Annotated in this window: 9 protein-coding genes and 1 pseudogene; 3 read left to right on the top strand and 7 right to left on the bottom strand. The window is 41.3% G+C overall.

All coding sequences use genetic code 11. The features are described 5' to 3' along the window. On the bottom strand, nucleotides 1-738 hold the full coding sequence (locus PG901_RS13390) for a hypothetical protein (protein ID WP_181716604.1): 738 nt from the start codon (nucleotides 736-738) through the stop codon (nucleotides 1-3). Nucleotides 739-918: 180 nt separating this feature from the next. Beyond that, a complete protein-coding gene (locus PG901_RS13385) occupies nucleotides 919-2,520 on the bottom strand; it encodes a MobA/MobL family protein (RefSeq protein WP_181716603.1) in 1,602 nt (533 codons plus the stop codon). A gap of 254 nt (nucleotides 2,521-2,774) precedes the next feature. On the opposite strand from PG901_RS13385, the gene PG901_RS13380 reads away from it, so the two are divergent. Then, nucleotides 2,775-3,044 carry a mobilization protein MobS gene (locus PG901_RS13380; RefSeq protein WP_181716602.1) on the top strand — a complete coding sequence of 90 codons (270 nt, stop codon included), beginning with the start codon at nucleotides 2,775-2,777 and terminating at the stop codon, nucleotides 3,042-3,044. Between the two features lie 22 nt (nucleotides 3,045-3,066). Next, nucleotides 3,067-3,354 carry a hypothetical protein gene (locus PG901_RS13375; RefSeq protein ID WP_181716601.1) on the top strand — a complete coding sequence of 96 codons (288 nt, stop codon included), beginning with the start codon at nucleotides 3,067-3,069 and terminating at the stop codon, nucleotides 3,352-3,354. Nucleotides 3,355-3,579: 225 nt separating this feature from the next. Here the strand turns inward: PG901_RS13375 and PG901_RS13370 are convergent, their stop codons facing one another. Then, on the bottom strand, nucleotides 3,580-4,026 hold the full coding sequence (locus tag PG901_RS13370) for a MerR family transcriptional regulator (RefSeq protein WP_100750144.1): 447 nt from the start codon (nucleotides 4,024-4,026) through the stop codon (nucleotides 3,580-3,582). A 52-nt stretch (nucleotides 4,027-4,078) separates the two neighbouring features. On the opposite strand from PG901_RS13370, the pseudogene PG901_RS13755 reads away from it, so the two are divergent. Then, a pseudogene (locus PG901_RS13755) lies at nucleotides 4,079-4,372 on the top strand (DNA cytosine methyltransferase); the annotation flags it as partial. On the opposite strand, the gene PG901_RS13365 reads toward PG901_RS13755, so the two are convergent. The 4 genes from PG901_RS13365 to repM all read right to left on the bottom strand — a co-directional run bounded on the left by PG901_RS13365 (nucleotide 4,356) and on the right by repM (nucleotide 8,204). Next, nucleotides 4,356-5,699, bottom strand: coding sequence for an aminomethyl transferase family protein (locus PG901_RS13365; RefSeq protein ID WP_173239965.1), 1,344 nt, complete (start codon nucleotides 5,697-5,699; stop codon nucleotides 4,356-4,358). The pseudogene PG901_RS13755 and the gene PG901_RS13365 sit on opposite strands and share 17 nt — an antisense overlap. 15 nt (nucleotides 5,700-5,714) lie before the next feature. Further along, nucleotides 5,715-6,275 (bottom strand): TetR/AcrR family transcriptional regulator, encoded by a 561-nt coding sequence (locus PG901_RS13360; RefSeq protein WP_100750141.1) that lies wholly within the window; start codon nucleotides 6,273-6,275, stop codon nucleotides 5,715-5,717. After that, nucleotides 6,275-6,619: a DMT family transporter gene (locus tag PG901_RS13355; RefSeq protein WP_181716605.1), complete on the bottom strand. Its 345-nt coding sequence runs from the start codon at nucleotides 6,617-6,619 to the stop codon at nucleotides 6,275-6,277. Before PG901_RS13355 ends, PG901_RS13360 begins: the two co-directional genes overlap by 1 nt. A 607-nt stretch (nucleotides 6,620-7,226) precedes the next feature. Continuing rightward, nucleotides 7,227-8,204: a replication initiation protein RepM gene (repM, locus tag PG901_RS13350; RefSeq protein ID WP_181716606.1), complete on the bottom strand. Its 978-nt coding sequence runs from the start codon at nucleotides 8,202-8,204 to the stop codon at nucleotides 7,227-7,229. Between the last annotated feature and the right edge of the window lie 306 nt (nucleotides 8,205-8,510).

Below are 8,510 nucleotides of genomic sequence, written 5' to 3'. Positions count from 1 at the left end.
TTACTTAAATTTGCATAACACTGATTTACTGTAGAAAGAGCTTTTTTCATCTTCAATGCAGTCCTTGGGATCAACTCTCGCATAATAACCATTAGGTTTTTCGATAACTTTATGTGCAACTTGAGCCTTAGCAAGAGAATCATAACCATCTTTTCGCTTACTAATTTCAGCTTTGCTAGGTATAAACAGCCACATTGCACCCAAGCTTAAAATAAAGACGACAATGACCAAGGTTGAAAGCGTGATGATTAAATGACGGCCGAACTCTCGCTTAACGTTATCTAGCATCTGTTTGGAAGCATCTATATTTAGCTCAGCTATCTTAACTTTAGTATCGTCAAGGTTACTAGCAACACTGGTAACAGAGGTCTGTATCTTCCCTAAGTCTTTATTGAGCTGCTTTGTCTTTTTTGAGAACTCATCACCAGCATCAGTGATGTGCTTAGTGAAGCCCTCATCAATACGCTTATGGTAGCTCTCTTCATTGGCTTCAAAGACTCTCTCTATCTCTTTGTTAATGGCTGAAACAAAGTCTGATTGGAGCAAGACTTCTTTGTTTTGATACGTTTTTAGCAGTGAAGTCAGCTGTCTTGCCCAATCAGCGATATCTTGCGCTTGTTTAGAGTGCGCGTGGTTTAAGTTTGAGCTGTCAATCAGCTGCTTATCTATTTTTTTGGTATACGTTTGAAGCGTAATTAGTAGGTCTTCTAATGAAATAGAGAGGTCATTTTGTGGCATGGATCGTTCCTAGTCGCTAATTATGATGCTATTTGGCCTCTGAGTGCTGCTGTAGGCGTTTTTAGGGTGATTTATATAGTTACTGCTACCCTAGCATCAAAAAGGCGCTGTGGGATGCCTGAGAAGCATCTGAGGTGACTCTATGCGACCGTGAGTGTCGTTTGGTGTTGCTTATGAGCGTTAAAACCTAAGACTCATGCCCCGACTGCGGTTTATATCACGGCTATAACCATTGATTTCAGCGGATACCGTTCGCATTTGGCGCTGGTGTTCGGGGCTAAGGGCGCTTTGTTGTCGATCTTTGATGTCATCAAAGACGCGCTCTAAGGCTTTGGTGTGCGCTTGCCTTGTCGATAGGTCGCTTATGGACTTGATGTGCTCAAGCAGCTGCTTGCTGTGGCTGGTGATGAGGCTGCCAATTTTATGCTGTTCACGGTCTGTAAGCTGCTTTTGGTGGTCAGTGGTGCTCGGCTCACTGCGGTAGTGTTGCCACGCGCTCATTTGCTGATCGAGATGCAGGAGGGTTTGAAGGCGTTGGCCAAAGTCGCTTTTTTGGTCGATGTTTTTTAGTAGTCGGTGCTGACTCGATAGCTCTTTATTCAAGATATGACCGTGTTGTTTCTTAAAGTCGGCCTCTTGTGCTGCTATCTGGACGCGGTGCTGCTCAAGCTTTTCCTGACGCGCTTCTTCTTGCGCTAATAGGCGCTCACGCTCTTTTTTGTCCGCCATGTCGCGCTGCTGCTGAGCAATACGCTCTTTTTCAAGCGCGTCAGCGGCATCGATTGCAATCTGGCGCTGAATACGTGCCTGTTTTATTCGCTCAACCACTGATTCAGCTTGCTCTAGCTCGTCATTACTCACGTTACTGGGTTTATACTTCGGTGTGGGGGCAGCTGGGACAATAAATAACTGACTTTCGCGCAGATCGGCAAGTTCGCGTGTCCGTACTAGATGGTTGCGCTCAGTAATCATCAGGTTGATCTCACCTCTGATCGTCACTGGGGTGATGCCGTTAAATGCTTCGCCTTTTTCCTTTGCGGCTGCTTTTGCTGTCTCGTATGCGTCACGCTCTAGCTTGGTTGCAACGCTACCCATCTTAATTTGCGGCTCAATGTCTTTGCCTTGATCGCGATAGCTGCGCGAATCAATCAGCTCATGATTATGCTCGGCCAGTTTCTCATTAGCGATCTGTTCCCAAAGTTGGCGCACCTCTTTGATCTCATGGCTGACGCGCTCCATGCCAAGCTCACGGCGTTTCTTATCTGATAACTCGATGGTCGCCTTATCTTTCAATACGATCTCAAAATTATCGTCAAGTTCTGCGGTGCGCGTGGTGAACAGGATATGAGCGTGGAAGTTGCGCGGGTCTGCGCCTCGATCAATCTCTTTGTTGGTGGGTTGATGGATAGCGCAATCGGCAATCGTGCCGTAACGATCTGCTAAGGTTTGGGCGAACTGGTGCGCCAGCTCTTTTCGGTCTTGCTCGCTTAATTCATGCGGTAGATTAACCAGCCATTCGCGAGCAACACGCGCATCTTTTCGTTTCTCGGCAGCCTCCGCTTTATTCCAAAGATCGCCCCGATCAACAGTAGTCTTAGTATTTTCCAATGCTGACGGTAAAATAATATCCGCACTCATTACCCCATGCTTTTTTGAGTAATCGTGGGTCTTGCCATATCGCTTATCCTCAAGCTCAACCCCTGCTCGATAGCTCGCACTGGCAATCGCACTTTGTCCGCTGCCTCGTGATATTGATTTGGTCGATGCGATAAAAATAGCCATTTCTAAATACTCATACCTTTGTTTTTTAGCACTACATCATTTCGTAGTGTTGGGGGTGTGGGGGTTTCCCCTGCCGATGTTTTGATTTTATAAATGTGTGACCGGTAGGGATAAACATTTGTAAAGTCGAAAACTCGCACTTAGTCAGTGGGACTCAACCATCCGTCAATTAACTATATCATAGACTGTTGTTAGGTATTGGCGAAGTTGCTATAGTTAGGTAAGTAAATAATTTGATAATCTAGGAGAAGGGTATGAGCTTACTTGGTGGTAATGATCTAAAAGAACAGCAGAAGATCAATGAGCTTGAGCTTAAGATAAATAGAGAGAAGCAGAAGTTAGATAAGAAGCTAACACGGCAAAAAATATTACTTGGTGCTTTTTTGGTAGATGCTTTAGAGAATAATTCAGTAGATGGTTTGAAAGAATATACGGCTGACAATCTATTGAATTTCCTGACCAGACAGACGGATAAGGATTTAATGGCAGATTTGGTAAAGGAACTTAAAGCAATTAAGAGTTAAGTAGCCAAAAAAAAGGATAGTCATGTTTAAGTTTCTAGAGCATAAGAAGAATGATACATGGGTTGATAACATATTAGTAATAGTGATACGCCTTGCAATTACAGGGTTTATAGTAATGCTAGGCTTTTTCTTGGCGTTTATTGCTACGATGGGTCCACCTATTGCACCTCATATTTGGAATGGGGGTCTAGATGGCGGTATTAGAATAGGCACTATTGTTATCGGCTTGGGTTCATGTGCTGCTATATTGCTCTGGTTTTTCTGGACTCTATGTTGTGATATCTACCGCTTTATAATTTGTACCAAATAAACTCGGAGACTATTCTAGGTTTTACGTAAGTGGGGGTATAAGCTAGATAATTGTTACAGAGGATATGAGAATAACCAAGCAGGTGCTTTAACTAGTTCGGTACCCTAGTGAGGACTTGAACGCTAAACTGTGGGTTAATGGTATTAACGTTTTAACTTGCTGAGATAAGCACAGTGTACTTCATGGTGTACTTACCACACATATTCTATTAGTGATTGGTGCGATTCAGGTTAAGGAGAGATGCGCCGCTATTCGTTTTCCCCATTCAGAGTTAGAAATGAAGCCAATATTTTCTGACTTTATTTCTTCTAAAATAGTATAACAAGCACTAAGCTGGTTAATAGTATTAATGATCTCAGTTTTTTGACGTTTCGCTTCAGTAAGTTTTTCGGAAATAGTAATTAAATCTTTATCAATATTGAGAGTGCCATTGAAATGATCATTAAGGTATCTTTTAAATTCATTAAGAGTAAAACCGATGGCTTGTGCGTCTTTAATCATTTTAATACGCTCAATACATTCAGGATGAAATTCGGTGTATAGGCGTGATCCTGCTTGGCGTTTTCGAGATTTCAGTAGCCCCATCTCATCGTAATGACGAATAGTATCTTTGGTTGTGTTAGCTTGTGTTGCTAAAGCTCCTATTAATAAGAATGATGTATCAGATTCCATACTATAACCTTAAAAATATAATTTTTATCTAGTTTTAAATAACTATACCGCAACCTATAAAATACTATTGGCTTCTGAATATGGTGTACCCCAAAACAGACGTAGGGCTTGTTCTGTTGGTCTAAAAAATAGTAAAACCTTTAGTTTTCCAGAGCCTACCACACAAAGCTTCATTACCTGTGAACAGGCGATTGGTGATTTGCCTAATGAAACTATTGGAGATGTTGAGGGCTATTCCATTGAAGCCCAAATTAACTATCAGCGACTAATGCGAATGGATAGCAATATTTCATATTTTTTTGTTTTCTGTGCTGACACAAAACCGCCTTTCAAGGCAACGCCTTAGTATCAATATCACGGTTACGAGGTAGGGTAAGATAAGGGAAACGGCTCACCTTGGCCCGTATCTTTTTTTGTCGTTTGCTTGGATTACCCCAGATAACTTCTAAGGTGGTACCTTCGATGGCATACTCGGTTTCAATAACCGCCAAAGAAATCATACGACGGTAATAAAACGAATAAATACGTCCGCTTGAAATACCTATACTGCGACTATCTATCTGCACCTCATCTGCCACAACAATAGAACTCTGCGTTGTCCAAATAGGATTGGCTGGGAATTCCATAAACTCAAAAGGCTCACCAGACTCAAAATAAGAGGCATAGATATCCTTAATATCGTCCGCATACCATTCAAGCGTTACAATTTTTTTTGCTTGCTGCTGCATGGCAACTTCAAGGGCGGCTCTGCCAACGAAGTCATGATCAAAGGTGATCATATGCCCCCAACCTAAATCGATAGGGTTAAAATAACGACGGGTGATATCGACACCTGCACTGCCTGGCAGTTTGGCAAGCAAAGCATCGTATTTGCCATTTAGATAGTCCATAAAGTCTTCATCTTGGGTCCAAGCAGGTAAAAAGTGGATAAAGGCTTGGGCAAAACCATTTTCCGTATGATTCATACCATAAGCACGCATCCCTAGACGAACTAAGTTAAACGGTTGTCCTGCTGCCATTAAGGCTTGGTAAACCAACGGAGCATCTTTGATATCCCCATGCACCTCATATGCCAGTGTGCCTGCTACGCCCAACCGAAAAATCCGCACAGCAATACCTGTTGGTGGTAGTTCATCCCCGTAGATATGCACTGTGCGATGCCAAATAAATTTAATATCGCTGAGGGATTCTTGGGTGGCTGCCTCGAGAATTTTCAAAGATAAGGAACCACCCAGTTGGAACAGAAAGGTTTTGCCTGTCAAATCTTCAATATTGACATCATAGTTGCCACGACTGGCAATGTATTCTAGGTAAGGTGATAAAAAATATGATACGAACGCATTATCCTCTGTGCGAAGCAGCATACCATCCGCCATCACATTACCCTTATAGTTACACATCACGGCATGCTTTGATGCACCAACGCTAAATCGGCTAAAATCGTTGATACAATGATCGCGAAACAATGTTAATGCATCGGGTCCTGTGATGCGTGCAGGCATTGGTGGGTTTAGCCCAGCGTGCAAGTAACAGCTCTCTTTCCATGAAAGGACTTCTGTTTTCCAGTCCATAAATTGATAGGGATAAAGATGCCCAAACGCCACATTGTAATCGGCAACGTCTTTAAAAAAAGGAATATAAGGGCTATAGGGAATAGTATTCTCTTGCTTCATGAGTGACTCCCGTCATTAAGTAGCATGCGTCATCTCAAGTAATTGCTGTTTAAGGGCATGTAAATCTTTTTTGGCAGTGAGCTTGCCGCCGTGTAATAAATGGGTGAACCAAATGCCATCGGCTGCCATTCTGACTACTTCAAGCTGTAGGCTGTTATCGGTCTTTTGATGCTTCACCATACGCCCTGCCATCCACACATCCCAACGCTCAACTAGCTCAGGTCTGGCACACAGCGAAAATGTCAAAGCTGAAGACAATCTATCATCAATACAGGCAAAAAAAGTGGCATGGATATAGGCTCTAGTAAAACGACCGTAATCGCCTGTATCTTTATCTAATAAGTCGTCAAGCAACTTGTCAAGCATCGCTAATTCACGGTCAAATACAGCTCCAATTAGAGTCTTTTTATTGGGAAAATGATGAAATAAAGCCCCTTTAGTGACCCCTGCCTCAGTTGCCACCTTATCAATACTTACCCCTGCAAAGCCGCACGTGGTCATTAAACTTGCGGTACTTTGTAATAAGCGATGCCGCACCATCTCAGGATTTTTTTTTGGTCTATTCAGATTAGTCATTAGCTATGCCCACTCATTTTAGAAAAGCCATTAATCACTACTACCCCAATCACAATCAGTGCAATACCTACAATAGCTGCCATATCTGGTTTTTGCTTAAAGACCAAGACGCCAATAACCACTGTTAAGATAATCCCGAGACCACCCCAAGTTGCATAAGCAATGCCAATGGGTAAGGTGCGTAATGCCTGTGCTAGCATAAAAAATGACGCTCCATAAGACACCCCGCAGATAAGAGTCGGCACAAGGCGAGTGAAATGCTCAGATTTGCCTAAAAACGTAGTACCGATGACTTCAAATACGATGGCAAAAAACAGAGCAGCATAGGATAAAAGCGAGTTCATAAAATTAACCAGTAGGAAAAAACCCTATTATACATACCAACTGGTTGGTATACATAATAAAATTTGTGAATTTTTTATGTTAAATTTCCTTAATGGGTCAGCATAGAATCCGGAAAGATTATAACGCTAAGTGATTTATTTGAGTTGATGAGCTGAAAGCAAAGCTTTTAAGTCATCTTGTTTTATTTAAGTATATTACTGGTTTTTCCCTGTACAGAACCTGAAGGGACTTGAAGTAGTGACACTACCTGCATTGATATTTACATGTGCAATAATTGGTGTAATGATATATGTCATTATGGCAGGCTATGCTCGACAATGATTAAAAAGCCCAAAATCTCGTTAGAATTTCAACTGAGCTGGCACATCGTTTATGGGACTTGCAGGAACTTGGCTAGTGGTCAAAAGTTAAGAAGTTTTACAGTTGCTATATACGGTTTACCTTCAGCTAAATTGATATCAGGTCTGTGAATAGAGTATACCCCAAGGGAACCAGCTATTTCACCCTTCAAACCTATTAACAGACTACTTAAAACAGACTACTTAAAACAGACTACTATAAGAGAACCGCTTATAACAGACTGTTCTAGGTAGTCTATTTTTCTCGCTATCTTGAGAAGTCATAGTCTGCTTCATTTCCATCTAAATATTCGCGTATAGGACGTTTCTTACTGAATTTGGAAGCGTCTTTCTTGATCTCACCAACTATAAAATCACTATACGCTGTCCAGTTCTTACCAGCGTCGCCTCTAGCAAGGTCGCTGTATGTGCTGATAAACTCTTTATGCCGACTGATACGCCACAACTGCTTGTCAGATAGTCCATCAATCGTGAAAAGATCACCGTTGTCAACATCACGAGACTCAGCTACCTGTCCAGTCTTGGGTTTTGATTTCTCACGAACTACAAATTTGAAGCCTACTATCGTAGTGCCCTTTTTTTCTTGGGTATAACTAACTTTTATATCTGTCTTTTCGTTAATTTCTTTTATTGACGACTCTAAAACACGACGTTTGAAGTCACTCATGCGTTTGTAGTCGTTGACTCCTAGACCAAGCTGCTCCCTGAAAGTCTCTAATTCAAATAACTGAGTTTTTCGAGCTTCGCGCCATTGTATGAGAAGCTCATAAAGTCTTACAGCATATAAGCTCTTTAATTGTGCCGTTTGCTCTAGAGTGTATTTTGTGAAGAACTGCTCAATTCCATCAATACGCGTGATTTCGTTAACAACAGCAGGGGTAAATATTACCTCTATCGCTCCCTCACCATCAATATATGTAGCTTGACTGATCCAACGTGATTTCACTTTAAGATCACGTTCGTCCATAAAGGTAAAGCGACGCTCGAACAAGTTAGCTTCCGCATCTATAAGTGCCTCATAAGCAGTTTGCTTAGAAACCTCAAAAACTTCAGCGTATCTCATGGCGTTTATTCTTAATGGGGTATCAGAGCTAAGACCCTTGTTTTGCTCTCTACTATCAATAATAGCTAACTGTATTAGTCTAATTTCAGCAAGTGATAAATTCTGAATCGCTGTATTAAGACGATTTGATTTTACTACCAATTCGGTTTTATTATTTTTCATAGTTAATACCATTAAAAACATATAACGACATAATATTACTAGTGCGCTTTATAGTCAAATTATTATTTGTCGTCATATGGGTAGGAATTTGTCGTCATATGGGTAGGAATTTGTCGTCATATGGGTAGGAATTTGTCGTCATATGGGTAGGAATTTGTCGTCATATGTACTCTACAGACCTTTATATATAAGGCTTGTAGATGGCTTAAAAGCATTTAAAAGCATTTAAAAGCATTAAAAGCCTTTTAGTTGTGGATAAGCTTAAAAAACAAAGCACCATTTTTAATAGTTAATCTAGGAAGCAAA

This window comes from Psychrobacter sp. ANT_H3 (assembly GCF_027919975.1).
In the GTDB taxonomy this organism is placed as follows: Bacteria; Pseudomonadota; Gammaproteobacteria; order Pseudomonadales; family Moraxellaceae; genus Psychrobacter; species Psychrobacter maritimus.
The sequence above is the reverse complement of the archived record's forward strand: the minus strand, read 5'-3'. Positions and strand labels throughout refer to the sequence as shown.

Excerpts from the sequence above, each read along its gene's own strand:
- PG901_RS13390 (WP_181716604.1), bottom strand. The coding sequence starts at position 738 with ATGCCACAAAATGACCTCTCTATTTCATTAGAAGACCTACTAATTACG.
- PG901_RS13385 (WP_181716603.1), bottom strand. The coding sequence starts at position 2,520 with ATGGCTATTTTTATCGCATCGACCAAATCAATATCACGAGGCAGCGGA.
- PG901_RS13380 (WP_181716602.1), top strand. The coding sequence starts at position 2,775 with ATGAGCTTACTTGGTGGTAATGATCTAAAAGAACAGCAGAAGATCAAT.
- PG901_RS13375 (WP_181716601.1), top strand. The coding sequence starts at position 3,067 with ATGTTTAAGTTTCTAGAGCATAAGAAGAATGATACATGGGTTGATAAC.
- PG901_RS13370 (WP_100750144.1), bottom strand. The coding sequence starts at position 4,026 with ATGGAATCTGATACATCATTCTTATTAATAGGAGCTTTAGCAACACAA.
- PG901_RS13365 (WP_173239965.1), bottom strand. The coding sequence starts at position 5,699 with ATGAAGCAAGAGAATACTATTCCCTATAGCCCTTATATTCCTTTTTTT.
- PG901_RS13360 (WP_100750141.1), bottom strand. The coding sequence starts at position 6,275 with ATGACTAATCTGAATAGACCAAAAAAAAATCCTGAGATGGTGCGGCAT.
- PG901_RS13355 (WP_181716605.1), bottom strand. The coding sequence starts at position 6,619 with ATGAACTCGCTTTTATCCTATGCTGCTCTGTTTTTTGCCATCGTATTT.
- repM (WP_181716606.1), bottom strand. The coding sequence starts at position 8,204 with ATGAAAAATAATAAAACCGAATTGGTAGTAAAATCAAATCGTCTTAAT.